Annotated in this window: 22 protein-coding genes; 15 read left to right on the top strand and 7 right to left on the bottom strand. The window is 35.8% G+C overall.

The window, feature by feature from the left end:
- Positions 1-33 precede the first annotated feature (33 nt).
- The 3 genes from ACXR6G_RS04745 (at position 34) to ACXR6G_RS04735 (ending at position 3,066) form a co-directional block, all read left to right on the top strand.
- On the top strand, positions 34-873 hold the full coding sequence (locus ACXR6G_RS04745; protein ID WP_458360252.1) for an endonuclease I family protein: 840 nt from the start codon (positions 34-36) through the stop codon (positions 871-873).
- Positions 874-1,093: 220 nt separating this feature from the next.
- Complete coding sequence (gene kbl / locus ACXR6G_RS04740; protein WP_458360251.1) at positions 1,094-2,284, top strand: glycine C-acetyltransferase; 1,191 nt, start codon at positions 1,094-1,096, stop codon at positions 2,282-2,284.
- An 89-nt stretch (positions 2,285-2,373) separates the two neighbouring features.
- Complete coding sequence (locus ACXR6G_RS04735; RefSeq protein ID WP_458360250.1) at positions 2,374-3,066, top strand: hypothetical protein; 693 nt, start codon at positions 2,374-2,376, stop codon at positions 3,064-3,066.
- A 53-nt stretch (positions 3,067-3,119) separates the two neighbouring features.
- Here ACXR6G_RS04735 and radC read toward each other — a convergent pair whose 3' ends face one another.
- Positions 3,120-3,815: a RadC family protein gene (gene radC / locus ACXR6G_RS04730; RefSeq protein WP_458360249.1), complete on the bottom strand. Its 696-nt coding sequence runs from the start codon at positions 3,813-3,815 to the stop codon at positions 3,120-3,122.
- 226 nt (positions 3,816-4,041) lie between these two features.
- Between radC and ACXR6G_RS04725 the strand changes: the two genes are divergently transcribed.
- The gene (locus ACXR6G_RS04725; RefSeq protein ID WP_458360248.1) at positions 4,042-4,443 is read left to right on the top strand and encodes a T9SS type A sorting domain-containing protein; all 402 of its coding nucleotides are present in this window, start codon (positions 4,042-4,044) and stop codon (positions 4,441-4,443) included.
- A 95-nt stretch (positions 4,444-4,538) separates the two neighbouring features.
- On the opposite strand, the gene typA is transcribed toward ACXR6G_RS04725, so the two are convergent.
- A complete protein-coding gene (typA, locus tag ACXR6G_RS04720; protein WP_458360247.1) occupies positions 4,539-6,338 on the bottom strand; it encodes a translational GTPase TypA in 1,800 nt (599 codons plus the stop codon).
- 884 nt (positions 6,339-7,222) lie between these two features.
- Here typA and ACXR6G_RS04715 point away from each other — a divergent pair.
- The 3 genes from ACXR6G_RS04715 to ACXR6G_RS04705 all read left to right on the top strand — a co-directional run bounded on the left by ACXR6G_RS04715 (position 7,223) and on the right by ACXR6G_RS04705 (position 12,452).
- Positions 7,223-9,808: a TonB-dependent receptor gene (locus tag ACXR6G_RS04715; RefSeq protein WP_458360246.1), complete on the top strand. Its 2,586-nt coding sequence runs from the start codon at positions 7,223-7,225 to the stop codon at positions 9,806-9,808.
- Between the two features lie 49 nt (positions 9,809-9,857).
- A complete protein-coding gene (locus tag ACXR6G_RS04710) occupies positions 9,858-11,501 on the top strand; it encodes a hypothetical protein (protein ID WP_458360245.1) in 1,644 nt (547 codons plus the stop codon).
- A 195-nt stretch (positions 11,502-11,696) separates the two neighbouring features.
- A complete protein-coding gene (locus ACXR6G_RS04705) occupies positions 11,697-12,452 on the top strand; it encodes a hypothetical protein (RefSeq protein ID WP_458360244.1) in 756 nt (251 codons plus the stop codon).
- Here the strand turns inward: ACXR6G_RS04705 and ACXR6G_RS04700 are convergent.
- Entirely contained in the window at positions 12,417-13,343 is a 927-nt protein-coding gene (locus tag ACXR6G_RS04700) for a CPBP family intramembrane glutamic endopeptidase (RefSeq protein ID WP_458360243.1), read from the bottom strand. The genes ACXR6G_RS04705 and ACXR6G_RS04700 overlap by 36 nt on opposite strands.
- 305 nt (positions 13,344-13,648) lie before the next feature.
- Between ACXR6G_RS04700 and ACXR6G_RS04695 the strand changes: the two genes are divergently transcribed.
- The 3 genes from ACXR6G_RS04695 to ACXR6G_RS04685 all read left to right on the top strand — a co-directional run bounded on the left by ACXR6G_RS04695 (position 13,649) and on the right by ACXR6G_RS04685 (position 16,688).
- Positions 13,649-14,197, top strand: coding sequence for a 30S ribosomal protein S16 (locus ACXR6G_RS04695; protein ID WP_458360242.1), 549 nt, complete (start codon positions 13,649-13,651; stop codon positions 14,195-14,197).
- A 9-nt stretch (positions 14,198-14,206) separates the two neighbouring features.
- Positions 14,207-14,752, top strand: coding sequence for a ribosome maturation factor RimM (rimM, locus tag ACXR6G_RS04690; protein ID WP_458360241.1), 546 nt, complete (start codon positions 14,207-14,209; stop codon positions 14,750-14,752).
- A gap of 274 nt (positions 14,753-15,026) precedes the next feature.
- The gene (locus tag ACXR6G_RS04685; RefSeq protein WP_458360240.1) at positions 15,027-16,688 is read left to right on the top strand and encodes a diphosphate--fructose-6-phosphate 1-phosphotransferase; all 1,662 of its coding nucleotides are present in this window, start codon (positions 15,027-15,029) and stop codon (positions 16,686-16,688) included.
- 67 nt (positions 16,689-16,755) lie between these two features.
- Here ACXR6G_RS04685 and ACXR6G_RS04680 read toward each other — a convergent pair whose 3' ends face one another.
- Positions 16,756-17,175, bottom strand: a complete 420-nt coding sequence (locus ACXR6G_RS04680; RefSeq protein ID WP_458360239.1) for an acyl-CoA thioesterase — start codon at positions 17,173-17,175, stop codon at positions 16,756-16,758.
- A gap of 123 nt (positions 17,176-17,298) precedes the next feature.
- On the bottom strand, positions 17,299-17,748 hold the full coding sequence (locus ACXR6G_RS04675; RefSeq protein WP_458360238.1) for an OsmC family protein: 450 nt from the start codon (positions 17,746-17,748) through the stop codon (positions 17,299-17,301).
- Positions 17,749-17,874: 126 nt separating this feature from the next.
- Between ACXR6G_RS04675 and ACXR6G_RS04670 the strand changes: the two genes are divergently transcribed.
- On the top strand, positions 17,875-18,540 hold the full coding sequence (locus ACXR6G_RS04670) for a Crp/Fnr family transcriptional regulator (RefSeq protein WP_458360237.1): 666 nt from the start codon (positions 17,875-17,877) through the stop codon (positions 18,538-18,540).
- A 64-nt stretch (positions 18,541-18,604) separates the two neighbouring features.
- On the opposite strand, the gene ACXR6G_RS04665 is transcribed toward ACXR6G_RS04670, so the two are convergent.
- Positions 18,605-18,805: a hypothetical protein gene (locus ACXR6G_RS04665; protein ID WP_458360236.1), complete on the bottom strand. Its 201-nt coding sequence runs from the start codon at positions 18,803-18,805 to the stop codon at positions 18,605-18,607.
- A 183-nt stretch (positions 18,806-18,988) separates the two neighbouring features.
- On the opposite strand from ACXR6G_RS04665, the gene arsC reads away from it, so the two are divergent.
- The 4 genes from arsC (at position 18,989) to scpA (ending at position 24,804) form a co-directional block, all read left to right on the top strand.
- Positions 18,989-19,330 carry an arsenate reductase (glutaredoxin) gene (gene arsC, locus ACXR6G_RS04660; RefSeq protein WP_458360235.1) on the top strand — a complete coding sequence of 114 codons (342 nt, stop codon included), beginning with the start codon at positions 18,989-18,991 and terminating at the stop codon, positions 19,328-19,330.
- 31 nt (positions 19,331-19,361) lie between these two features.
- Positions 19,362-20,405: an endonuclease/exonuclease/phosphatase family protein gene (locus ACXR6G_RS04655; RefSeq protein WP_458360234.1), complete on the top strand. Its 1,044-nt coding sequence runs from the start codon at positions 19,362-19,364 to the stop codon at positions 20,403-20,405.
- 325 nt (positions 20,406-20,730) lie between these two features.
- Positions 20,731-22,593: a methylmalonyl-CoA mutase family protein gene (locus ACXR6G_RS04650; RefSeq protein ID WP_458360233.1), complete on the top strand. Its 1,863-nt coding sequence runs from the start codon at positions 20,731-20,733 to the stop codon at positions 22,591-22,593.
- Between the two features lie 54 nt (positions 22,594-22,647).
- Positions 22,648-24,804 carry a methylmalonyl-CoA mutase gene (gene scpA, locus ACXR6G_RS04645; protein ID WP_458360232.1) on the top strand — a complete coding sequence of 719 codons (2,157 nt, stop codon included), beginning with the start codon at positions 22,648-22,650 and terminating at the stop codon, positions 24,802-24,804.
- A gap of 58 nt (positions 24,805-24,862) precedes the next feature.
- Here the strand turns inward: scpA and ACXR6G_RS04640 are convergent, their stop codons facing one another.
- Positions 24,863-26,254, bottom strand: coding sequence for a hypothetical protein (locus ACXR6G_RS04640; protein WP_458360231.1), 1,392 nt, complete (start codon positions 26,252-26,254; stop codon positions 24,863-24,865).
- Positions 26,255-26,282: the final 28 nt, after the last annotated feature.

Below are 26,282 nucleotides of genomic sequence, written 5' to 3'. Positions count from 1 at the left end.
TTTTTTAACTGTTTATTACATACGATTATGAAGATGCGCAAAATACTTTTATTACTCTTAATTACAACATTTGTATTCTCATGTACTACAAGTGACGATGTACCTATTGATCCAAAACCTAATAAGTCAGGAACCATAGAAATTGAGAGTCCATCAGCCTTTAATTCATATTATGAGCTAATTGATGGGATTGACTCAGACGATTTGAAAGAAGAACTACACGAGTTAATTGATGGTAATAAGGTTTTACCATATTCAGCTTCAAGTTTTGATGTCTGGGATGCTTTAGATAGAACAGATGAAGATCCAGGTAATTCTAATAATGTAATTTTACTTTATTCAGGTCGCTCACAAGCCAAGTCCTATAAAGATCATGGACAGAATGATAATGATTCTTGGAATCGTGAGCACGTTTGGGCTAAATCGCGTGGCTTTGGAGGTTCTCCAAGTACATCGAAACCTGCTTCTACTGATATTCACCACCTTCGTCCTGTAGATCGTTCAGTAAACACATCTCGTTCGAATAGGTATTTTGATAATGGAGGTGCTTCACATACTGAAGCGACAGAATGTAATTACACATCAAGTACATGGGAGCCTCGTGATGCTGTAAAAGGTGATGTCGCTCGTATGATGTTTTATATGGCTGTTCGTTACGAAGGGAATGGTAATAATCCCGATTTGGAATTAAACGAAAGAGGTTCTGGAGATTACACTCAACCGAATATCGGTAGGCTTTCAACCTTATTAGAATGGCATAAACTTGATCCTGTAGATGCTTTCGAAATAAAAAGGAATCAAACGATTTTTGAAATTCAGGGTAATCGAAATCCTTTTATCGATCATCCCGAATTTGTAGACTATATCTGGTAAGAAATAGCCCTGATGTCTTTGAGATATTAGGACTATTTTCTGTCTATACTATTGTTGGATATTGTGAGATTCTCACAATATGTTTAAAATCAGTTCTTGAAATATAAACCTAAAGTTTTTTTATTGTAATTTTGATCCGGATTGAGAATTCTTATACTTAGTTTCAATCCATGCCCGATAAGTTTCGGGTTTGTTATTTCAATCTATACAACAAATACTTATGTACGGAAAATTCAAAGACTATTTGGCTGGTGAGATCGAATCTATTAAAGAATCGGGCTTGTATAAAAATGAGAGAATCATTACTTCTCCACAAGGTGCTGAAATTAAAGTATCATCTGGTGATGAGGTATTAAATTTTTGTGCCAACAACTATTTGGGATTGTCATCTCATCCAAAAGTGATCGAAGGATCTAAGAAAGCTTTAGATACTCATGGTTATGGTATGTCTTCGGTTCGTTTCATTTGTGGAACAACTGATATTCATAAAGAATTGGAAGCTAAGGTTGCCAAGTTTTTTGGTACTGAAGATACTATTCTTTACGCTGCTGCATTTGATGCTAATGGCGGGGTTTTCGAACCATTATTCTCTAAAGAGGATGCAATTATTTCTGATGAATTGAACCACGCTTCAATTATCGATGGGGTACGTTTGTGTAAGGCGGCTCGTTACCGTTATAAGCATGCTGATATGGCTGATTTGGAAGCTCAATTGAAGGTTTCTCAAGCTCAGCGTTTCAGAATCATCGTTACTGATGGTGTTTTCTCTATGGATGGCGATATCGCTAAACTTAATGAGATTTGTGATCTTGCTGATAAGTATAATGCTTTAGTAATGGTTGATGATTCTCACTCTTCAGGATTTATTGGAAAAACGGGTCGCGGAACTCACGAGCATCACAACTGTATGGGTCGTGTTGATATCATTACAAGCACTTTAGGTAAAGCACTTGGTGGTGGTTTAGGTGGATTCACAACAGGTAAAAAAGAAGTGATTGACATGTTACGTCAGCGTTCTCGTCCATATTTATTCTCTAACTCATTATCTCCAGCAATTGTTGGTGCTTCTATCGCAGTTTTCGATATGCTAAGTGAGTCAACTGAGTTGAGAGATAAGGTTATGTGGAATGCAAAATATTTCAGCACAGCATTGCGTGAAGCAGGTTTCGATGTGAAGCCTTCTGAATCTGCAATTAATGCATTAATGCTTTACGATGCAGTTTTATCTCAGCAGTTTGCTGCTAAATTGCTTGAAGAAGGTATTTATGTAATTGGATTCTATTTCCCAGTTGTTCCTAAAGATGCAGCTCGTATTAGAATTCAACTATCGGCTGCTCACACTAAAGAGCATCTTGATAAAGCTTTAGCTGCTTTCATCAAAGTAGGTAAAGAACTAAAAGTGATTGAGTAATCTCTATTATATAACCTGACAGGTCTTTTAACCTGTCAGGTTGATTTTTATCCCTCCTATTAAGTTTGACAGGTTTTATCTTAAAAGCTATGAGAACTCTACTGTTTGTATTTCTTGGATTACTTTTTACATCTTCACTATCTGCCCAATATTATAATAAAGACGAGCGATTTATTGTAGGTTTAAATGGAGGAGTTGTGAAACCATTGGGTGATTTTGCAGATGAAAGTCAACTTGGAACAGATTTGAGTTTAAACGCTAAGATGCTCTTGAATCAAAAGTTAGCAGTTGGACTTTCTGTAGGCTATATGAATTTTGGACAGAATGATGAATTTTGGGCTGGTGATAGTCGACGAAAAAATACGGTCAACTACCAGGTCATTCCAATTATCTTTACGGCAACCTATTTTATAAAGGCTTACGATTTAGATTTTAGGCCCTATGCTTCTCTTGGTTTTGGTTACTTCCTTTATAGAAATCACATCGAATCAATTCCTACGAATACCTTCACACCAATAAAATCAGAGTACACAGTTTCGACTAATAAAATTGGCTTGATACCCAATGTAGGTTTCATGTATAACCTGAGTAAGAAACTGGCTGTAGATGTGAATTTGAAAATGACTTATATTCCAAATTTTGAAGAGAAACTTGAGAAAAAGAAGATAAAACCTCGTCCTGCTGAAAATGTTGAATTGACAGATCTTCAGAAGTATAGATACTTGGGCTTTGATAAAATCTCTTCGGTGTCATTAACAGTTGGCTTGTATTATCGCTTTTAATGATTAATAATGAGTAATTTTTAATCGATAATTACTAATCGGTTAATCATTTATTACAGAAGTCCTTCATCTGCAAAGCTGTAATAGCCTTTATCGGCAATAATAAGATGATCGAGTACCTCAATACTCATTAATTTTCCTGCTTCTTTGGTTTTATAGGTCAAATCTTTGTCTGCTTCGGAGGGTGTTAGATTACCAGATGGATGGTTATGACATAAGATGATATTGGTAGATTCTAATAGGATTGCATCTTTAAAAACGAGTCTCATATCGAAAACAGTTCCTGTGATGCCGCCTGAAGAGACATTCTTAATTTCGAGAATTTTATTTCCTCGATTGAGATATATGACCCAGAATTCTTCATGGCTTAGGTTCTCTACATAGGCTTGTAGTCTTTCATAGGCATCCATGCTACTGGTAATTTTCAGTTTTTGTTTGGAAGGGAATGACTGCTGGCGACTTCCTAATTCTAGTGCTGCAATAATACTAATGGCTTTAGCCGAACCAATTCCGGGTGTTTTCATTAAATCACGAATCGTTTTTTTAGCGAGTTCATTTAGATCGTTATTATTCTCGGCCAGGAGCATTTTAGCCACTTCTACGGCAGATTGATTACGATTACCACTACCAATAATAATAGCGAGGAGTTCGGCGCTGGAGAGGCTCTTAGAACCTTTATACATCATCTTCTCGCGAGGACGATCTTCTAAAGCCCAATTTTTTATACTGAGACTTTTATATTCATTCATGCTAGGATTGAATTAAATTTTTCGTCAAAAAGAGTCTGCTAAATTTAAAACTTTTTAATTTAATAATCCTATTTACCAACAAGTTATGGGCGTGGATTGAATAATAATAGATATGAAATAGCTGCAATTATGGGAATGCTCAGCTTTAAATTATTATCTTGCAAATGATATCTAATACACTAGCAATTTTGTTGGGCAGTTTGAATTGTATTCAAAAAAGAAACATATGCTGAGACTTTTACTCGTAAAAAAATATCTAATCTTATTACTTGCTCTGCTTTTAACATCGGCCTCCTTTGTGAAAGCAGATATCACTTCGTGTTCTCTTTTTTGCGATAATAGCTATACAAACTGGCAATTTTCTTTAAACACGCCTTCAGATCAATTGGATGATATCACGAAGAAAGATCCGAGCTTTTATCCCAATCCTGTAAGAGATATTGTAAACCTCTCAAATCAAGAAAATGTGACTCGTGTGCGAGTGATTAGCTTAACAGGTAAAACGCTTATTGATATCAAAATACCTAAGAAAACGATTAACCTAAGCCATTTAGCAAAGGGGATGTATCTGATTAATTTTGATACGAAAGATGGCAAGCGAGTTGCTCGTAAGTTAGTGAAGAAATAGATTGATTATTAGTTTAAAAATAGTCTAGCCCATATAAACGGAAAAGAGCCTTTGATTTCTCAAAGGCTCTTTTTATATCTAAACTTAAAATCTAATTAAGCTTTTCCAGATCTTTTACGATCAGTTTCCTTAAGGTGGATTTTTCTCAAACGGATATTGTTTGGAGTCACCTCAACATACTCATCGTGCTGAATGTATTCTAAAGCTTCTTCAAGAGAGTGAATGATTGGAGGAGATAATCTCACCTTTTCATCAGTACCTGAAGTTCTCATGTTGGTTAGTTTCTTAGTTTTAGTAACGTTTATAACTAAGTCACCAGCACGGTTATTCTCACCAATTACTTGTCCTTCATAAATTTCAGTTGTAGGAGCAACAAAGAAAGTTCCTCTATCCTGTAATTTATTTAAAGCATAAGCAAAAGTCAATCCTGTTTCCATAGCGATTAATGAACCATTAATACGTCCAGGAATAACACCTTTATGTGGCATATATTCTAAGAAACGGTGAGAGATTACAGCTTCACCAGCAGTTGCAGTTAACATTTGATTTCTCAAACCAATAATTCCACGTGATGGAATCTGAAACTCAAGGTGGATACGCTCATTTTTACGTTCCATAGTCAACATTTCACCTTTACGTTGAGTTACAATCTCAATCGCTTTTCCTGAAACATCTTCCGGAAGGTCGATATATAAAATCTCGATTGGTTCACATTTTTCGCCATCAATTTTCTTGATGATTACTTGTGGCTGCCCAACCTGAATTTCGTAACCCTCACGACGCATAGTCTCAATTAATACAGACAAGTGAAGTACACCACGTCCGAATACGATATATGAATCAGCAGAATCTGTAGGTTCAACTCTAAGAGCAAGGTTTTTTTCCAACTCTTTAGTCAATCTGTCAATTAGGTGACGAGAAGTTACATATTTACCATCTTGTCCGTAAAAAGGTGAGTTGTTAATGGTAAATAACATACTCATTGTTGGTTCATCAATAGCAATTGGCGCTAAAGGCTCAGGATTCTCTACATCACAAATTGAATCTCCAATATCAAAACCATCGATACCTACTAAAGCACAAAGCTCGCCAGAAGCGACTGATTGTACTCTCTCTTTACCAAGACCAGTAAATACGTGAAGTTCTTTAATTTTTTGTTTTTTAATGCTACCGTCAGGCTTAACAAGAGTTACATTCATACCTTCACGTAGCTCACCACGGTGAAGACGACCTACAGCAATACGACCAACGTAAGCTGAAAAGTCAAGAGATGTAATCAACATCTGAGGTGTACCTAAGATAGTTTTTGGCTCAGGAATAAATTCGATAACCGCATCAAGAATAGCAGTAATATCAGTTGTTGGTTTTTGCCAGTCTGTAGACATCCAACCTTGTTTTGCCGAACCATAAATGGTTGGGAAGTCAAGTTGATCTTCAGTTGCTTCAAGGTTAAACATTAAGTCGAATACTTGCTCTTGAACTTCTTCAGGACGACAGTTAGGTTTGTCAACCTTATTTACAACAACAACAGGCTTAAGACCTAAGTTTAATGCTTTTTGTAATACGAAACGAGTTTGAGGCATAGTTCCTTCAAACGCATCTACTAAAAGTAGTACACCATCAGCCATGTTCAATACACGCTCTACTTCACCACCAAAATCGGAGTGACCAGGAGTGTCGATAATATTAATCTTAACACCTTTGTATTCTAAAGAAACGTTTTTCGATAGAATAGTGATACCTCTTTCACGCTCCAAATCGTTGCTGTCAAGAATTAACTCACCAGGAGTTTCATTCTTTCTGAAAATGTCGCTGTGCATTATCATTTTATCAACCAATGTTGTCTTCCCATGGTCTACGTGGGCGATAATGGCAATGTTTCTTAGTTTTCTCATGTTCATATTGGCTTAACTAAGGAGATAATCACAAATTTCAGATCTTTATCACAACTTATCTCCATGATGATGTTTAATACTAATTGCAAAATGTTAATAATCTGAATGCTTCCAGGTTATTTCTGTAATCAATATTGAGCACTTTTAGCAATCGATAAACTAATTAAAATCATTGTTTTATAATAGATTGCGTAGCTTTCAATGCGGCTGCAAAAGTACAGTTTATTTTTTTGAATACACTAATTCTGTCAAATTATATTTTAAGGAAACGTTTTCTGTTTAATATCTTAAGAGTGAATTAACATGAATGTGTGATTTATTCTATTGTTTTGTAGGATAGAAGTTCTATAAATATGAGTGGTAATTGAAATTATCGAATTATGAATTGATGAACATGATTTTTTGAATGGTGAAGTTTATTTTGACTTAGGGCATATTTAGAAACTATAAAAAAAAGGCTTTTAATGCCACTTTTAAAAGCCTTACAGTATATATCAATTTTAGGGGTTTAGTAGTTTAGCTTCTTTAAATCAAAATGATACATTTTTTTCGCTAAAAAATACTATATTCACTCACCCATTTTAAAAATCCTTTTTTGGAGATTTTTCATCCCCAATATTCATCTTCAAATCGGAGCTAAAAGTCTGTAATAGATGATTGTATTCTGTTTTTTTCGATGAACCTTCGAAAAAAAGCGATGAATACGCAAAAATAGAATTCTTAATTTTTGTTAATATCTTTTAAACTAACGACTTTTGTCAGCGACTTTAATTGTGTGAGCAATTGAAGTCACAACCATTTTTATGATTCATAACTCTTAATGAGAGTGAAACGTTTTTCTGTGGACTAACCGCCACATAATTACTAATCTAACAATTCATTTTATGAAAAAAGCGATGAGAAGTATTTTGTCAATGGCAGCACTTATGATGTTGTCTGTTGCAGCTATTGCTCAAACCACTGTGAAAGGGGTGGTTGTAGACGGTAGTACCAATGAAACTTTACCTGGTGCCTCTATTGTTATTCCTGGTACAGCAACCGGAACTGTAACTAATTTTAATGGAGCCTTTGTATTTGAGGTACCTGATGGAACTGAGAAATTGGTTGTAAGTTTTGTAGGATTCCTTAGTAAGGAACTTACATTGAATGGAACACAAGATTTCGGTACAATTGAATTAGAATCGGATGCTGTTGGTCTTAATGAAATAAGTGTAATGGCTTCTGTAGCTATTCAACGTAAGACCCCAGTGGCAGTTTCGACAATTTCTCCTGAATTAATTGAAGAGAAGTTAGGAACACAAGAATTTCCAGAAATTTTAAAATCAACACCAGGTGTTTATGCTACCAAGCAAGGTGGTGGATTTGGTGATTCTCGTATCAATATGCGTGGTTTCTCTTCTGAGAATATTGCGGTAATGATTAACGGTATTCCTGTTAATGATATGGAGTGGGGAGGCATTTATTGGTCTAACTGGGCTGGTCTTTCTGACGTAACTCGTTCTATGCAAACTCAGCGTGGTTTAGGAGCTTCTAAAATTGCTTCTCCATCTGTTGGGGGATCTATTAATATATTGACCAAAACTACCGATATGAAAAAAGGCGGTTCTTTTTTCACTGGTGTTGGTAACGATGGTTATGAAAAAGCTGCTGTAACACTTTCTACTGGTTTAATGGATAATGGGTATGCTATTACATTCTCTGGTTCTAAAACTACAGGTGATGGTTATATCCAAGGAACTGGATTTGAAGGCTACTCTTATTTCTTGAATGTGTCAAAACAAATCAACGATAATCACCAATTATCTTTTACTGCTTTTGGCGCGCCACAATCGCACGATCAACGTAGTCGTTATGATGCTCGTAAAATTGAAGAGTGGAAAAACTACAAAGACGGTTATAAATTTAATGCGACTTATGGTTTTGATAATAATGGAGCAGAAATGAATGTTTCTCATAATTTCTACCACAAGCCTCAAATTTCATTGAATCACTTCTGGACTATTGATGATAAAACAGTTTTATCGACAGCAATCTATGCTTCTATTTCCACTGGTGGTGGTTGGGGAGCTCGTGGTAACGAACGAGGTCGTATGTATGGTTCAAATGATGAAGATCGAACATTAGATGGTTACCGTGATTATGGTTCTATTCAAAGAGATAATGCTGCTAATCCTAATGGTGCTCAGTCAATTATTGCTAACTCTAACAATAACCACCAATGGTATGGTATGTTATCATCTTTAAATAAAGATTTAAATGATAATTTGAACCTATCTGCTGGTATTGACTTGCGTTACTATGTAGGCGAGCATAATCGTACTATCGAGAACTTAATGGGTGGTGCATTCTTTATCGATCCAGACAGAGAGAATTCAGATGTTCTTGGAAATGATGAAAATTTACAAGTAGGTGATGTTATTGGTCGTGATTACGATGGTATGGTATTTTCTAGTGGAGCTTTTGCTCAATTGGAATATTCTACTGGTAATTTAAGTTCTTTTGTTGCAGGTACTGTTTCTAATACCAACTACAAGAGAAAAGATCGTTTCTATTACGATAACGTAACATCAGATGCACAAAATTTCTTAGGTGGTTCTGTAAAGGGTGGTGCAAACTATAACTTGGATGAGAAAAGTAATGTATTCGTAAATATGGGTGTGATTTCAAGAGCTCCTTATTTCTCGAACGTATTTACTGCAAAAGATGTTAGTAATGTTGCTAATGAAGATGCTGTAAATGAAAAGATTTATTCATTCGAATTAGGTTACGGTTTTAAAACTTCTACTTTGTTTGCACAAATCAATGCATACTATACTAAGTGGAATGACAAAGGAATGACTGGCACTATTGACAGAAGAAATCCTGACTTAGGAAGTTATAATATGACAGGTGTAAATGCTCTACATCAAGGTATCGAGGTTGAATTGAAATACAATCCAACTGAGAGCTTAACGATGACAGGTATGGTTTCTTTAGGGGACTGGAAATGGATTGATGATGCTGAAGCATTATTCTTCAACCGTGATGGTCAGCCTATCGACTCAAAGGGTGAAATTGTTGCTATAGGTTCGCCAGATCAAGGTCGTGCTACTGCAAATATCTCTGACGTTCACGTTGGTGATGCTGCACAGACAACAGCTGCCTTAGGTATCAACTACAAATTAACCAAAGATTTAAAAATTGGTGCAGACTATAACTACTATGCTCGTCTATTTGCTAAGCCTGATAATGTAAGTGCAATTCAAGGTGTTGATGGTTGGGAAGTACCTGATTATGGTGTTGTGGATGCTAATATCAAATATACTTTCAAGGTAGGTCCTTTTAAAGCTATTGCTTCGGGTAAGGTGATGAATTTATTCGATACAGAATATATTGCTGATGCTTATGGTAACGATAATGACTGGAAATCAGTTGGTGTATTTTATGGCTTCGGAAGAACTTGGTCTGCAAGCTTAAAATTTAAATTCTAATAATCTTATTATAGATTGATGAATTTTTTTTAAATCTAAAATTGTAAAAATGAAATATACAAATATAACATTAGGAGTTCTTGCATTCTTGGGAATTGGAGCATTATCTTCCTGCGACGTTAATGACGATTTTTATGACGAAATTGACGCTAAAAAAGCTCAGGAGACTGCAGATTATACATTCTTCAAAGACAAAACTTTAATCGAAGATAATTACAAACTAACTGAAGCTGATTTCGCTTTATCTTCGGACGAAGGCGTAGCGCAGTACAAGAATTTCTCAGCATACAGTCCTGCTGCCGATCACTTGGCGCAAATCTTAACTGCTAAGAAATTGTATGGTGAATTAGCAACGGAATATAGCATTTGGTTTAATTATTACCGAGGACATTCTGAGGCATTTTCTAATTACAGAAACAAGCATGAAGTTTCTGCTGCTGAATATACCGCTCTTGGTGGTGTAGTTGCTGATTTAGGTTATTTTACCTCTGATGTAAAATCAGATGATAATGCCAATGGTATTCTTTCTGCTGCATATCCTGAGGCTGTAGAAGGTGATGTTCAGAAATTTATCTCTCAAGGCGCAGCCAGTAAAAGTTATAAATTTGAAGATATCTCGATAGAAGCTGTTCAGAAATTCACTTTAGGTAAAGAGGATTTTAAAGTTATAGTTGATGCTGTTTTAGCTGATGACGCTAACAAGCACCTTGTAAACGCAGATGAGAATCTTGAATTCTACTACGGAGCTAATTCTAAATATGGTAATTTTGAAGGTAGAACAAGTAAGTGGGCTGCAAAGGATGAATACAAGGATATGTCTGAAGATGATCTAGAAGATTTGATTTATGCACGTCAGAAGGAAGCTGTTATGCTTGCTCTAAAAGCTAAATTTCCTGAAGCTACTATTCTTGACTCTGAGGGTAATACAGTTACTTACACAGTAGCTTATTCTTCTTATGATGGTTCTACTAGAGATAACCTAGTGAGATACGAATGTATTGCAGAAGGTGCAAGTCTTGATTTTAACAGAATCGGTAGTATGTATATCAACACCAAGCATGAGCTTTATATGTTTGATGGTGAGAACTGGCTAATCGAGGACGCTATCTATAGATTATTAGCTGAAGATTATGATGCAATGGGTGACGATTACGGATTCCCTGGTAAGTATGATAACTTTGATTCAGCTATGGATGTAGATCGTTACATGAAGGTTCTTTTGAACAACATGGATAAATTTGCTGCTGATGGTGATACCAAAATTATCGCTTACAAATATTATACTGACGGTGTAACTGAATTGCGTGCTGATGAGTATACTTTCACTACAGAAATGGGATGGTACCTAACACCAACTAATGTTGATGCTAAAGCTACTGTTGCATTTAAAGACAGAGTTTGGGAATTTGTTCCTCCTATCAAGTTTATTGAAACTGAAAAGGATGCTACTGAAACATATACTTTAGTTAAAGCTGATTATGAATTAGTAGGTAATGGAAAATACGGAAACTTCGATACTAGAGCTGGTAAAGATGAAGAAGATCCAGCTGTAATCTTGGATAAACTTTCTAAGGTAATAAAATCTAATTTTGATGTTGCTCTTGGCGAAGTTTATGAATTGTCATATCAATATTATGATGGTACTGCTACACAAGAAGGAATTCTTAAATTAGAAGCTGTTGCTGATAATTAGTAGATACTAGTTAAATATATATTAAAAGCTGTCCTTGTTGGGCAGCTTTTTTTTTGCCCTTGATTTAACATGAATCAGCTTTGGTAAAGCTTTAAATGCTGTTTGTAAAATTAACTTATGCTAAATTCGAATTAGATTTTTGAATTGATAAGTTTTTCATACCTTCGTAATAGTCAACCTTAAAGATACTCGAAGATGCCCTACCGTAGACTACCAAATACCGATTTAGCTCGAATAAGAGCTTTACGTTCAGCACAAGATATGGGAGAGATTTTATCATCTTCCGAATTGGGCTTTTCTTTTATTTTGCTTAGGAAACTTCATGATTTTTTGCCTCATTTTGAATTGGCAATTAAGAATCATCATCAGGCTATTGCAGAACAATCTGTAAGAAGTAAGGAATATAATGAGAGGCAAAAAAAGGCAAGACTCTATGTTTCACATTTTATTCAAGTTTTAAATTTTACAATTGCCCGCGAAGAGTTAAAGCCTGAAGTGAGAGAATTCTATGGTTTAAATATAAATTCTCAAAGCATTCCAACTTTAGTTAAGGATGTCAAGCTGATTGAATGGGGACAAAAATTGATTGAGGGAGAGCGTTTACGTATTTCAACAGGTGGAAATCCAATTTATAGCCCTTCAATTGCACTTGTACGCGTGAATTGCGATAAGTTTAGAGATGCGTATAATCACCAAAAAACCTTACAGAATAATACACAACGATTTTCTGAACAAGTAGCTCAGAGGCGCCATGAGGCTGATCAAATCATTCTTGATATCTGGAATGATGTTGAATCTTACTATAAGGATATGCCAGAAGAAGAACGTCGAGAAATATGTAGCCGTTACGGATTGGTCTATGTTTGGAGGAAATCGGAATTGGACCGACAAAAACAGCTTCAGTCTGCTGAGCTTTCAACACTCAACCTGCCTTTTTCGATTTCGGAATAATTGGTAAGTCAAAATTGAAAATAAGATGAGGGAGATAATACTCGTTTCCCACATCATACTTGAAGAACCAATACGATCAGCTTCTTCAGGTAATTGTCCTCGTCCCATAAAATAGCTGGCTGTTACCGCTAAGCCGTTATTTACAAGATGGGCAAAAATGGGTACCCATAAAGATCCAGTCCAGACCAAAAGATATCCAAATAACATACCAAGGAAAAGGCGAGGGAAGAAACCAAAAAATTGCATATGCAGAGCTGAAAAAAGGGCTGCCGAGATAAAAATACCCCAATGTATGCTGCCGGTCCATTTCGAAAGTTGTTTCTGAAGCACCCCTCTAAACAGTAGTTCTTCGCCCAAAGCAGGGATGACAGCAATAAGAAGGAGATTGCTTAATAAATCACCTAAATGATCCATTTTTAAGAATTTCTGCGTGATTAAAGTCGCATGTTCTTCACTTTCTCTCATCCATTGTTCTGCTTCTTTTAGGAAATCTGGGAAATGAATTTGAGAATTGAGTTCACCCATCATATTTATAAGGGGAAGAGAAACAAGAATAAGTAAAAAGGCTTGTATATAGGTAGAAAAGTGAACGTGTTTATTAATGTTGAGGTATTCTCTTACTTTAGATGAAAGAAGGTAGGCAATAATAAAGGGAGGAATAATAAACATGCCAGTAGAATAGACAGCTTGGTAGAATTTAAGAGCAGGGATATTGGGATTCGCTCCATTAATATCAAGTGCATTCGTATCAGTCATGATATTAATACCGAAGATAAGGTAGCAAAATATTGACCCTACAAAAAGAAGGATAAAGCTAGTTCCCACGACTAAGCTTAGACTTAATAGAATTTGATTGAAATTTGATAATTGAGAAAAACGACCCTTCAGCATATTTGTACCTTTTATGATATCAAGCAAAAATAGGGATTTTTGAGTTTTTAAGTACTTAGAGTTAAAAGTATTTATGAGTACTTATAGTTTTATGTTTGGAACGTGCTTTGGGGCAATGAAATTAAATTTGTGAAAATTTGAGTAATCTGTGGTTAAATATTTTTAAATGACATTTATTTGAAGCAATCTATCTCTTTTATAAGTGATTGAAATTATTTGAGAAAGCTATTTCATATCAGAAATAAACATGTATCTTTGTCGCGCTTAATAAAAGCAATTTTATAACTATTTATATTTAAAAAGCTATGGCAACAAAGATTAGATTAGCCCGACATGGTCGCAAAAGTAGACCATTTTACCACATTGTGGTAGCAGATAGCAGAGCGCCACGTGATGGTAAGTACATTGAGCGTATTGGATCTTACAATCCTAATACTAACCCAGCTACCATTAACCTTGACTTTGACAAAGCATTGACTTGGTTAAACAATGGTGCACAACCAACTGACACTGCAAGAGCAATTTTATCATACGAAGGTGTAATGATGAAGAAGCACTTACAAGGTGGTGTTAAAAAAGGATCTTTCGACGAAGCTGCTGCTGAAGTAAAATTCGAAGCTTGGATGAAAGAGAAAGAAGCAAAAATCAACGCTAAGAAAGATGGTCTTTCTACAGCTGCGACTGATTCTGCTAAAGCTCGTTTAGAAGCTGAAACTAAAGTTTCAACTGATAGAGCAGAAGCTATTGCAAAGAAAGCTGCAGATGCTGCTGCTGAAATTGCTGCTGCAGAAGCTGCTAAAAATGCTCCTAAAGAAGCTGCAAAAGAAGAAGGAACAGAAACTACTGAAGCTTAATTTATTTGCATGTTTAAGAAGGAAGATTGTTTTTTTGTAGGGAGTTTTGTCAAAACTCATGGAGTGAAAGGTGAACTTGTCGCAAAGAAATCTAGCGATCTTCTCGAAAAATATAAATTGGAATCAGTCCTCGTCGATATAGACGGAGGACTGGTTCCTTTTTTTATCACCCCCAATGGTTTAACCCCAAGAAACCATGCCACTGTTCGTATTCTTCTCGAGGATATGGAGAACGAGGCAAAAGCAACACGATTCATCGGTTGTGAAATTTATGTTCCTTTTAAGGATGCTCCTGATTATTTCGAAGATAAAGAAGATATTGAGGCAAGTGCCTTAATTGGATTTACTTATATCGACGAAGAAAGAGGTGTGATTGGTCATATCGAAGACATTCAGGACTATTCTGGTAATATTGTTATGGTATTGGAACTAAATGGCCAAGAAGTGATGATTCCTTTTTCTGAAGATAATTTCATTGAGATTGATGAGGATGACAAATCCATTACCATGGTAACCCCCGAAGGTTTGATTGATCTTTATCTGGGAGATTCGTAAAACTTCATTTTATTTAAACCTTTTCTACTTACAATTCAGAATCTAAATTTGTTTTAGACTGACTTCGTGTACCCAATAAAAACCAGTATTTATTCCTTCGTTGTTATCATTATCTTTACTTATTATGATTTAACTAAACAGTTTAGTTAAATCTTGTCTGATATATTTATTTTGCCGACATTTGCCGCAAACGTTTGAAATAGGTATTTGGGGAATCCTTTCTATGTATTTCAACAACTTCAACCATTTTTGATTATAGATTAATTTCCGAAAAATGATTAAAAGTCCACTACAGAAGGCTAGGTCCAAGTATATTCCCAAATTACCTCAATCATTAGAAGAAAATGTTGCCCTTGTAATTGGTGAGCCTAGTGAAGCAATAGCTGATAAAGATGCCATTAAGCAAATGTTTCCCAATACTTATGGGCTGCCATTGGTTACTTTTGAAGCAGGTGAAATTTCCGAAAATCAAATTTTAAATGTAGGCGTCGTACTTTCAGGGGGACAAGCTCCAGGTGGGCATAATGTCATTTCAGGACTATTCGATGCCCTTAAGAAGCTGAATAATCGAAATCAATTATTTGGTTTTATTGGTGGACCAGATGGTTTGCTAAATAACTCTTTTATTGACTTAGATTCCGAAATCATTAGTGACTATAGAAATACGGGTGGATTCGATATCATTGGCTCTGGAAGAACAAAGATTGAAGATGAGGCTTCCTATGATAAGGTGATTGCTAATTGTTTGAAAAATAACATTAACGCACTTGTTATTGTAGGAGGTGATGATTCAAATACCAATGCTTGTGTGCTTGCAGAGTATTTTAAAGAGAAGAAAGCAGGTATTCAGGTTATAGGTTGTCCTAAAACCATTGATGGCGACTTGAAAAATGACTTCATCGAAACATCTTTCGGCTTTGATACTGCCTGTAAGGTATATAGTGAGTTGATTGGTAACATTCAGAGAGATGCAAATTCCGCCAAAAAATACTGGCACTTTATCAAACTAATGGGTCGATCAGCTTCGCATATTAGTCTCGAGTGTGCGCTTAAAACTCAACCGAATATTGCCATAATATCCGAAGAGATTGAGAAATACAAGCTGACCTTAAATAAAATCGTTGGTCAAATTGCTGAGGTTGTTAAGAAGAGAGCGAATAAGGGAGAAAACTTTGGTACTGTTCTTATTCCAGAAGGCTTGGTTGAATTTATGCCATCCATAAAGAAGTTAATTGCAGAATTAAACGATATTCTAGCTTCGAACCCCGAGTATTATCAGCTTATAACAAGTCAAGAGAAAAGAGAATTTATTGCTGATCTTTTAAGTGAAGAATCAGCTAAGGTTTATTCGAGTTTACCAGCTTCGTTTGCTAAACAGTTGACTTTAGATAGAGATCCTCATGGTAATGTTCAGGTTTCTAAAATTGAGACAGAGAAATTACTAATTGATATGGTTGCTGATCGTTTGGCTAAGGATCAATCATTCCATGGCAAATTCAGTGCACAGAATCATTTTTTTGGCTATGAAGGGCGCTGTGCTGCACCTTCTAACTTCGATGCTGATTACTGCTACTCCTTAGGTTATACAGCTGCAATGTTGATTAATTCGGGCAAAACAGGCTATATGGCCTTTATCAAAAACACATCAAACAGTTCTGATAAGTGGTTAGCCGGTGGTGTGCCAATTACCATGATGATGAATATGGAGAGACGAAATGGACATGTAAAACCTGTTATTCAAAAGGCTTTGGTTGATCTGAAAGGAAACCCATTCTTAATGTTCAGATCTAAGCGAAAAGAATGGGCTGATAATACAGATTACATTTATCCAGGACCAATCCAATACTTTGGCCCCACAGAAGTGTGTGATGCACCGTCAGAAACGCTGTTGTTGGAACAGAAAACTATTTTTCAAGAAGATCTCGTATCGGTTTAGTTCTTGAAAAAATGCGCTAATCTACTTATTAAGATTAGCGCATTTTTTATATTTGGATTTGATGTCTTTACCCGATAACAATATCTTCAAATTCTCTGATTCGAATCTTGAGTGTTTCAGGTACTTCGATACTTTCTCCTAATTTTTGACTGAAAGCAACCATGACCTGTGTTGTTTTGGTCTTGATCTCTCCTGTAACAGAATCCACAATGTTCTGACTCACACCAACACTTTTATTCCCAATTTTGTGGATGCAAGTGTGTACTTCAATTTTGTCTCTTAATAGGATAGGAGATAAGTAATCAATTTCAAGGTGCGCTACAATAAGAGCTGCGTCATTCCAATTAATGGTTTGCCCATATATTTGTTCGAAATAATCTAAGCGACCTAGGTCGAGATAACTCAGTTGCACGCCATTATTAACGTGTCCCATGATATCGATATCGCCAAAGCGAATTTGTATTTTCTTTTTGTGATTGCAGTTCATAATTCTGTTTTGAAACTGTAAAACTATGAAATTATCATCAATGTTTGGACTAATTCCTTGTTCCAGGTCTAAAGAACTTGCATATAAGGTCTATAGCCCCAGAATAAAAAAAGCGAATTACATCTACAGCAAAGTAATTGATACAGGAGTTGAGTTTAATAAATTATCCAGCACAGGACTCCTTTCTGCCATAATATCTAACCATTGTTTAAGTAATTCCTCATTCGAATCAGTCGTTGGTTCTAAAATAACTTTAATTCCCTGGTAACCGGCTCTTTCCTCAGTTTTCATTCCGAACAATTTTTCAGGATTTAGCTCACCGATAATTTTAATTTTTAAATCTTTCAAGTCCATACCAATTTCCTGTGCGACTTTAAAGCCCAGGATATGAACACAACCTGCTAAACCACAAAGGATATATTCTACCGGATTTGGTGCTAGATTTGTTCCTCCTAATTGTTCTGGTTCATCTACGTTTACTTTAAAATTTCGAACACTAATCTCAGATTGAGATTTTGACTTTGTTTCTGATTGAATAGCAAATTCAATCTTTTGTATTTCCATTTGTTCCATACGATATTTCTTTTTAATTATACATTTGTAAAACTAAGAGCTTACTTGTTTATTATTTGGTAAACCAAGTTGTAGTTCGAAATGTATGAGGGTGTAATTTTACACCCATGGGATAATTTTAAAGCTATGGAATTGATTCATTCTTCTGGAAAAACATGTCTATCGACTCTTCACAAAAAGGAAAAAGACGAATTATATAAATCCAGTGAAACTTTAATCTTTGAAGCTGGCGAACTTGTTATAAAAAGTGGCACGCCTGTGCACAATCTCTATTTTATAAAATCTGGAATTGTAGAATTATCACTCAATCAGGATTCAAAAAAACAGGCGCTCAACCTTCTTTTTCAGGGAGACTTTATTGGAATCAATTGTGTCTATTCAACTTCTAGTTATCGCTTTTCTGCCAAAGCATTAACCGAATGTGAGATTGAAATTATTAATCGGGATATATTTTCAGATTTGTTGCAAAGAAATAAAGACTTTGCCATGGCTTTCATTCAATACATTTCATGGGTAAATGAGAATTTTATAAACTGGCACATGAAGCTAAGAGAAAAGAATTCGGCAGGTGCTCTTGCATTTTTAATTTGTGAATTTCAGAAAAGTTTAAATCAAAAAACTTTTGAAATGCCTTTAACTAGGCAAGCTATGGCCAGAATTATCGGATTTTCAAAAGAAAGTGTATTAAAGAATCTTGCAAGCTTTCGTAAAGAAAAGATTATTGAAAGTGAAGGTAAATCAATCAGGATTATCGATTCTGATCGATTAAATAATATTGCTAAACATGGTTGAAAATTCTAGCAGAGAGACCAAACATTATTCATGAATGGTGGTTGTGATTCGGACTTTAAAGCATTTAATCCTTTTTTTTAGGTTTAAACAAACCTCCAATTAAAACCCCAAACAACACCCCGTATGGCACCATTGTATACCAATTGGCCTGAATGACGCAAGTTCCGGATACACAACCCACATATTTCCAGTATAGGAATCCTCCAATTATTCCGAGGATCCCTCCTATAATTTCGAACCTTCTATTTTTTATCAATTGTTTCATACTTATATTTTAAGAGAACAAAATACTGAAAATATATCTTGATATCTCGACATTAAGACTTCAAAGTATTTATTTTTCTAGCGAATCTTTATTCTTAACTTTGCTATTCGCTGGGCCAATTAGCTTTTGCGTCAAATCATAAAACTATACTCTCATATCTGAGATCTAAAATTACTAAATAGAATGCTTAAAATTTACCACAACCCTCGCTGTTCAAAATCACGTGCAGCACTTGCTTATCTTGAAGAAAAAGGACTTAAACCAGAAATTCGTTTGTATTTGAAAGAACCCTACACGGTTGATGAAATGGAAGACGTATTGAAGCGGATGAATAAGGAGCCACAGGAAATTGTTCGGACTCACGAAAAATTGTATAAGACTGATTATAAGGGTAAAATCTTTAATCACGATGAGTGGATTAAGTTACTTTTGGAATCACCTCAGTTAATTCAACGTCCTATTATTGTGAGTAAGCATAAGGCCATTTTTGCAGTTCCTGCTGAAGAAATGGACGCTATTTTATAAATCAATTACCAACCATCAAGTCTGCACTAAAATGAAATTATTTCGTCTTATCTCAATTCTATTTAATAGTCTGCTTCTTTTTTCTTGCGATCCGTTTGGAACGAAGATAGGGGAAGAGGTGAATTATTTTGAAGCTTCAGAACCTGATACTGTCTCATTTCCGGATACTCTTAAAGTGATGACTTGGAATGTGAAATTTGGTGGAGGACGAATCGATTTCTTTTTCGATTGTCATGGAGATTGGGTGATTATGGAAAAGAATGAAGTCGAAGATAATATGAAGCTTTTGGCTGAGAAGATTCGCGAGGTGAATCCAGATATTCTCTTTTTACAGGAAGTGGATCTCGATTCCAAACGTTCGGCTTTCACAAATCAGGTTCAATATTTACTTGATAATACAGGACTTAATTTTGGCGTGTATGCATCCCAATGGAAAGCAAAGTATATTCCTAGCGATGGTATAGGTAAGATGAATTCCGGGAATGCGATTCTAAGTAAATGGCAACTTAGCGGAGCAAAGCGAATTGGACTTCCATTAATTGGTGAGCAAAACGCCATTGTTCGCTACTTTTATTTGAAACGAAATCTATTGCATGCAAAATTAAAAGGTGTTGATGGGGAATTACATCTTTTAAATACACATGCATCAGCTTATGCCAAGGACAATACGAAGAAACAGCAGCTTGAAATTATTAAGCAGTACGCTGATTCTTTAAACTCTCAAGGATTGCCATTTATTTTGGCAGGAGATTTTAATGCTTTGCCACCTAACACCAAACAAACTCAAAATTTTGATGACTCCGTTTGTGAAAATGCCGATTATGATGCGGATAATTACAGTGCTGAATCGGATTGGATGAAGCCCTTTTACGAAAACTATGAATCCGCTATCTGTTTGGGTGAATATTCCAATGATAATCTTAAGCATTGTACGCACACAACCGATAAAAATGGCTTTTGGAATCGTAAAACAGATTACATTTTCACCAATAAGCACTTTGTTTCTGGCTCTGGGCAAACGATTCAAAATTGGATGGAGGCGTCAGATCATGCACCTATTGTGGTGATGTGGTGATGTGAAGATGTGAAGATAAGAGAATGAATTTGATTATCGAGTCATCATATGATGGCTTTTATGGTTCTGTAAGCTCAAAATAGGCTTGTATAGATTTGAAATTATATTGTTTCTAGATTTACAATCTGTGAAATCTGTGGTTCTATAATTAGTGATGAGTCGGTGGTACGTGATTTATTCATGACCGAATTCTCACATTAACATATCATCAAATCAGCTGATTACTAAACATGATGCAAAACATTAAAATTTTCATTCCCTAAATGATAAAAAGGCCTTATTTTTAGGCTCTAATTTTAAAACAGTTACATTAACAGTTACAGTTATGGCAGATAATAAACTTTTTAGTGACTTTGCTCCTCAATCAACTCAAGAGTGGATTGACAGAATCGCTAAAGACCTTAAAGGAGCTGACTTTGATAGAAAGTTAGTTTGGAGAACAAATGAAGGATTCAATGTGCAGCCTTTCTACAGACTGGAGAACATGGAAGACAAAGCCTTTATGAATACTTATCCTGGCGATTTCCCATATGTTCGTGGAAACAAGAAGGATAACAATGATTGGTTAGTTCGCCAAGATATTATCGTTGAAGATGTAAAAGTTGCCAATGCAAAGGCTCTTGAGATCTTAAACAGAGGTGTTGATTCAGTAGGATTCGTTCTTAACTGGAAATCTATCAGCAAAGAAGAACTAGCTACTTTATTGGATGGTATTTTCATGGATTGTGTTGAGATTAATTTCGAAAAATCACATTCTTCTGTTGAACTACTTCAAAACTTACAAGCATTAGCTACTGAAAAAGGTATCGCTTTAGATAAAATTCAGGGTGGTGTTGCTATCGATGTTATTAAAGGATTCAGTACAGTAGGTAACTATTGTGGGACTGAAGAAAGCGCTTTTGCTTACGTGAAAGAAGCTATCGAAGCTTCAAAAGCTCTTCCTAACTACAAAGTTATTGCAGTAACAGGTAGTTTGTTCAATAACTCTGGATCTTCAATTGTTGAGGAATTAGGTTTCTCTTTAGCATCGGGTGCTGAGTATTTAGGAAGAATGATCGAAGCTGGTCTTTCAGTTGATGATGTTGCTCCTAAAATGCGTTTCAACTTTGCAACAAGCTCTAAGTATTTCATGGAGATTGCGAAGCTAAGAGCAGGTCGTATGCTATGGGCAAACATCGTTAAAGCATTTGGTGCTTCAAACGAAACGGTTTGTAAAATGTTTGTACACGGTGAAACTTCAGATTGGAACAAATCGGTTTACGATCCATATGTAAACATGTTACGTACACAAACTGAAACAATGTCTGCTGTATTGGGTGGTTTGGATTCATTTACTGTTCATTCATTCAATTCATCTTTTGAAGCTCCAACTGACTTCTCAGAAAGAATTGCTCGTAACCAACAGTTATTATTGAAAGAAGAGTCGCATATCAGTAAGATTGCTGACCCAGCTGCAGGTTCATATTATATAGAGTCATTAACAGAATCAATCGCTGATGAGGCTTGGAAATTATTCTTAGCTGTTGAAGACAAAGGTGGATACCTTGCTGCTTTCAAAGCTGGATTCGTTCAGGATACTATTAAAGCGACTGCTCAGAAAAGAGATATAGCTATTGCGACTCGTAAAGAAAACTTCTTAGGAACGAATCAATTCCCTAACTTCGGCGAGGTTCTTGAAACGATTCCAGAAGCAGTTCTTGTTCCTGAAGATAAAACTGCTACTGATGCAGTATGCGAAACATTGAAGCCATACCGTGGTGCTCAAGCTTTCGAAGCTCTTCGTAACAAAACTGATATCTTCGCTAAGGAAAATGGTCGTCCTAAAGTGATGATGTTCCCTATCGGTGACTTAAACATGCGTAAAGCTCGTGCTCAGTTTGCATGTAACTTCTTCGCTTGTGCTGGATTCGATGTTGAAGACCACAATGGTTTTACTACTGTAGAAGAAGGTGTGAAATTCGTAACAGAGAAAAACGCTAAGATTGTTGTGATTTGTAGCTCAGATGTTGAGTACGCAACGATTGCTCCTGAGCTTTTAGAAGCACTTAAAGGAAGCGCAACTCTTGTTGTAGCAGGTGCTCCTGCATGTGCTGACGAGTTAAAAGCTAAAGGTGTAGAGAACTTCGTTAACGTGAAGTCTAACGTTCTTGAAACTTTAAAAGCATATCAAGCCGAGTTAGGAATTTAATTAGTGAATATTAATTGTAATAATTAGGAAACACTAATTTCAAAAAAGAAGAAAATGAAACCAAATTTTAAAGATATAAATATCAAGTCATCGCAAAGATCTGCTGCTACTTCTCAGGAATGGGAAAAGGAAAACGGCATTGAAAAATCTTGGATGACACCAGAACAAATTCCGGTTAAAACAGCTTTTAACAAGGAAGATTTAGAAGGTATGGAGCACCTTAACTATGTTTCAGGTTTACCTCCATTTTTACGTGGACCATATTCAGCTATGTACCCTTTGCGTCCTTGGACAATTCGTCAGTACGCAGGTTTCTCTACAGCTGAAGAATCAAATGCATTTTACCGTCGTAACCTTGCTGCTGGTCAGAAAGGTCTTTCTGTAGCATTTGACTTGGCTACTCACCGTGGATATGATTCAGATCATCCTCGTGTAGTTGGTGATGTTGGTAAAGCTGGGGTTGCTATTGACTCTATTCTTGATATGGAGATCCTTTTCGATCAAATTCCATTGGATGAAATGTCAGTATCTATGACAATGAATGGTGCAGTACTTCCAGTATTGGCTTTCTACATTGTTGCAGGTTTAGAGCAAGGAGCTCGTTTGGATCAACTTTCTGGAACAATCCAGAATGATATCCTTAAAGAATTTATGGTGCGTAACACTTACATTTACCCACCAGAATTCTCAATGCAAATTATTGCTGACATCTTTGAGTTTACTTCTCAGAAGATGCCTAAGTTCAACTCTATTTCTATCTCGGGTTACCACATGCAAGAAGCAGGTGCTACAGCAGATATCGAGTTAGCTTACACACTTGCTGATGGTCTTGAGTACTTGAAAAAGGGTGTTGCTGCAGGTATGGATATTGATACATTCGCGCCTCGTTTGTCATTCTTCTGGGCTATCGGAATGAATCACTTCATGGAGATTGCTAAGATGCGTGCCGGTCGTTTACTATGGTCTAAGATTGTAAAACAATTCAATCCTACGAATCCTAAGTCAATGGCATTGCGTACTCACTCGCAGACTTCAGGTTGGTCATTAACTGAGCAGGATCCTTTCAATAATATTGGACGTACTTGTATCGAAGCTATGGCTGCTACATTGGGTCATACTCAATCGTTGCATACAAATGCATTGGATGAGGCGATTGCATTGCCAACTGATTTCTCTGCACGTATTGCTCGTAATACTCAAATCTATATTCAAGACGAAACTACAATCTGTAAGGCTGTAGATCCATGGGGAGGTTCATACTACGTTGAGTCATTGACTCAGGAGTTAGTAGACAAAGCTTGGGCTCATATTGAAGAGGTTGAGAAATTAGGTGGTATGTCTAAAGCAATTGAGTCTGGTATTCCAAAACTTCGTATCGAAGAAGCGGCTGCCCGTACTCAAGCTAAGATTGATGCTAATACGCAGACTATTGTAGGAATTAACAAGTACCGTCTAGAGAAAGAAGATCCAATTGATATTCTTGAAGTAGATAATACTGCTGTTCGTACTTCTCAGCTTGAGCGTTTGGCTAAGTTACGTGCTAATCGTGACGAGGCTGCTTGTAAAGCTGCCCTTAAAGCCATTACTGCTTGTGCAAACGGTGGTGAAGGTAACCTGTTGGATCTTGCTGTTAAAGCGGCACAACTTCGTGCTTCATTAGGTGAGATTTCTGACGCTTGCGAAGAAGTTTGTGGAAGATATAAAGCTGTAATTAGAACTGTATCAGGCGTGTATTCATCAGAATCGAAACAAGATGGTGACTTTGCTGAAGCAACGAAGTTAGCCGAAAAATTTGCAGAACTGGCAGGACGTCGTCCTCGTATCATGGTTGCAAAAATGGGTCAAGACGGTCACGATCGTGGTGGTAAAGTTGTTGCTACAGGTTTTGCTGATATAGGATTCGACGTTGATATGGGACCTTTGTTCCAAACTCCTGAGGAAACTGCGAAGCAAGCTGTTGAGAATGATGTACACATTGTTGGTGTTTCTTCATTGGCTGCTGGTCACAAGACTTTAGTTCCTTCTGTTATTGCAGAATTAAAGAAACTTGGACGTGAAGATATCATGGTTACTGCAGGTGGTGTTATTCCAGCTCAGGATTACGATTTCCTTTATGAGGCTGGTGTTGTTGGTGTATTTGGTCCTGGAACCAAAGTATCAAGATGTGCTATCCAAATGTTGGAACTTCTTATTGAAAACAATCAAGAGTAATAAACTCTCGATTCACTATATTAAAGCCTGTCAGTTTTCTGACAGGCTTTTTTGTTAATTATAAGTTTTTGTCATGAGTAATAAGACTAATTTTCTTAAACTGCATTATTGATTCAGTAGTTGTATCTCCATCAGGATAGGTTAAACCTTCAACAACAAGACGATCTTGTGTCATGTGTAAAATTTTAAAAATGTTGTCTGGGTTTTCAAAACCATCTTTATCCATAGAAAAACATAAATAGTAGATTCCATTATCTCTTTTTAAAATTTTCCAAAAAGGTGTGAAGTCATCAAATTTTTGTTCGCAATCAGTTTCCCATGATCCAGTTTGAATTAAGTTATTACCTCCTTGATCTAAATGTATGATTAATTCATCATCGCAAGTACTATTGGGATTTCTATCTAATTTTTCTTTTTCAATGTCTTGAGGTAATTTAAATGACTCATAAAATAAACGCCAACTTCCAGTTATCATGTCTGTGATCTCTTTAGAATTATTAATGCAAAAAAGTTCATCATTTAGTTGAGTTGGTTTTTTAATATCTTCTAACTCTATTTCAGAAAATTTAAAATATCCTTCATTTAGTTTTGAACGATTATTTAATCGAAATCTTTCAATCATTAATCTTTTCTGTCTTGCATAATTGTAGCTTAAGCCATTAAACGTATTTTCATAAGTTGAACAAAGTGCCAATGCGTCGTCGAAGCGATTAACAAATGGGAGTATTTGTATTAGATTTTTATAGATTCCAACCGCCGTTTTTTTATTTATCCTGGCTTTTTTATTTGTTAATTGAGCTTCTTTTAATGCTTCTTCCCATATTTCAATTGCTTGATTAAGGAGTGTTTGTGTTTTTTCTATTTCTGAATTTTTACTTGCCGAAATTGCATCAAGACAAAGTTGATAGGCTTTGTTTATATCTGAATGATTTTCACTTTTGGCAATATAGAATAGTTGTACCTTAATTTCATTCATTCTTTTTTCAAACAGCCTACTTAGCTGAAGTGATGCTTTGCCATATTTACTCATCTTATGAGAATCCTCAATTTTGCTTGTAAATCTTTCAATAGAGTTTTCCTCAAGATAATTGAAGATCCGATAATAGATGATTTTATCATTTTTATCTTTCAAAGTAATTTTGAAAGGTTGAGATAAGTTTATTGATGTTTCATTCATGAATAAATACGATTCTAATGGCTTACCCCATTTCCCTTTGAGGCGATTCATGGGATAGATTTTTCCTGTTATCGAGTATTCGCCCTGACTAACATTTTCTTTACTAAAAAATTTTAAGCGAACTGTTTCTGATGAATAGTTTGTCAGTTCAGAAGGCAGATTGATTAGTGGATATTGCTGAAAAGGAAACATGTATTTCTCTTTTTTTACTTTTTGTGCATTAAGATTTAAACCTAGCACAACTGTCATAATTAGTAGACTGATTTTTTTCATATGTTATGTGTATTAGTATTTATAGTAA

The organism is Ancylomarina sp. YFZ004, assembly GCF_054254355.1.
The sequence above is the reverse complement of the archived record's forward strand: the minus strand, read 5'-3'. Positions and strand labels throughout refer to the sequence as shown.

What these genes read in the sequence shown, in the direction of transcription:
- ACXR6G_RS04745 (WP_458360252.1), top strand. Translation starts at nt 34, where the DNA reads ATGCGCAAAATACTTTTATTACTCTTAATTACAACATTTGTATTCTCA.
- kbl (WP_458360251.1), top strand. Translation starts at nt 1,094, where the DNA reads ATGTACGGAAAATTCAAAGACTATTTGGCTGGTGAGATCGAATCTATT.
- ACXR6G_RS04735 (WP_458360250.1), top strand. Translation starts at nt 2,374, where the DNA reads ATGAGAACTCTACTGTTTGTATTTCTTGGATTACTTTTTACATCTTCA.
- radC (WP_458360249.1), bottom strand. Translation starts at nt 3,815, where the DNA reads ATGAATGAATATAAAAGTCTCAGTATAAAAAATTGGGCTTTAGAAGAT.
- ACXR6G_RS04725 (WP_458360248.1), top strand. Translation starts at nt 4,042, where the DNA reads ATGCTGAGACTTTTACTCGTAAAAAAATATCTAATCTTATTACTTGCT.
- typA (WP_458360247.1), bottom strand. Translation starts at nt 6,338, where the DNA reads ATGAGAAAACTAAGAAACATTGCCATTATCGCCCACGTAGACCATGGG.
- ACXR6G_RS04715 (WP_458360246.1), top strand. Translation starts at nt 7,223, where the DNA reads ATGAAAAAAGCGATGAGAAGTATTTTGTCAATGGCAGCACTTATGATG.
- ACXR6G_RS04710 (WP_458360245.1), top strand. Translation starts at nt 9,858, where the DNA reads ATGAAATATACAAATATAACATTAGGAGTTCTTGCATTCTTGGGAATT.
- ACXR6G_RS04705 (WP_458360244.1), top strand. Translation starts at nt 11,697, where the DNA reads ATGCCCTACCGTAGACTACCAAATACCGATTTAGCTCGAATAAGAGCT.
- ACXR6G_RS04700 (WP_458360243.1), bottom strand. Translation starts at nt 13,343, where the DNA reads ATGCTGAAGGGTCGTTTTTCTCAATTATCAAATTTCAATCAAATTCTA.
- ACXR6G_RS04695 (WP_458360242.1), top strand. Translation starts at nt 13,649, where the DNA reads ATGGCAACAAAGATTAGATTAGCCCGACATGGTCGCAAAAGTAGACCA.
- rimM (WP_458360241.1), top strand. Translation starts at nt 14,207, where the DNA reads ATGTTTAAGAAGGAAGATTGTTTTTTTGTAGGGAGTTTTGTCAAAACT.
- ACXR6G_RS04685 (WP_458360240.1), top strand. Translation starts at nt 15,027, where the DNA reads ATGATTAAAAGTCCACTACAGAAGGCTAGGTCCAAGTATATTCCCAAA.
- ACXR6G_RS04680 (WP_458360239.1), bottom strand. Translation starts at nt 17,175, where the DNA reads ATGAACTGCAATCACAAAAAGAAAATACAAATTCGCTTTGGCGATATC.
- ACXR6G_RS04675 (WP_458360238.1), bottom strand. Translation starts at nt 17,748, where the DNA reads ATGGAACAAATGGAAATACAAAAGATTGAATTTGCTATTCAATCAGAA.
- ACXR6G_RS04670 (WP_458360237.1), top strand. Translation starts at nt 17,875, where the DNA reads ATGGAATTGATTCATTCTTCTGGAAAAACATGTCTATCGACTCTTCAC.
- ACXR6G_RS04665 (WP_458360236.1), bottom strand. Translation starts at nt 18,805, where the DNA reads ATGAAACAATTGATAAAAAATAGAAGGTTCGAAATTATAGGAGGGATC.
- arsC (WP_458360235.1), top strand. Translation starts at nt 18,989, where the DNA reads ATGCTTAAAATTTACCACAACCCTCGCTGTTCAAAATCACGTGCAGCA.
- ACXR6G_RS04655 (WP_458360234.1), top strand. Translation starts at nt 19,362, where the DNA reads ATGAAATTATTTCGTCTTATCTCAATTCTATTTAATAGTCTGCTTCTT.
- ACXR6G_RS04650 (WP_458360233.1), top strand. Translation starts at nt 20,731, where the DNA reads ATGGCAGATAATAAACTTTTTAGTGACTTTGCTCCTCAATCAACTCAA.
- scpA (WP_458360232.1), top strand. Translation starts at nt 22,648, where the DNA reads ATGAAACCAAATTTTAAAGATATAAATATCAAGTCATCGCAAAGATCT.
- ACXR6G_RS04640 (WP_458360231.1), bottom strand. Translation starts at nt 26,254, where the DNA reads ATGAAAAAAATCAGTCTACTAATTATGACAGTTGTGCTAGGTTTAAAT.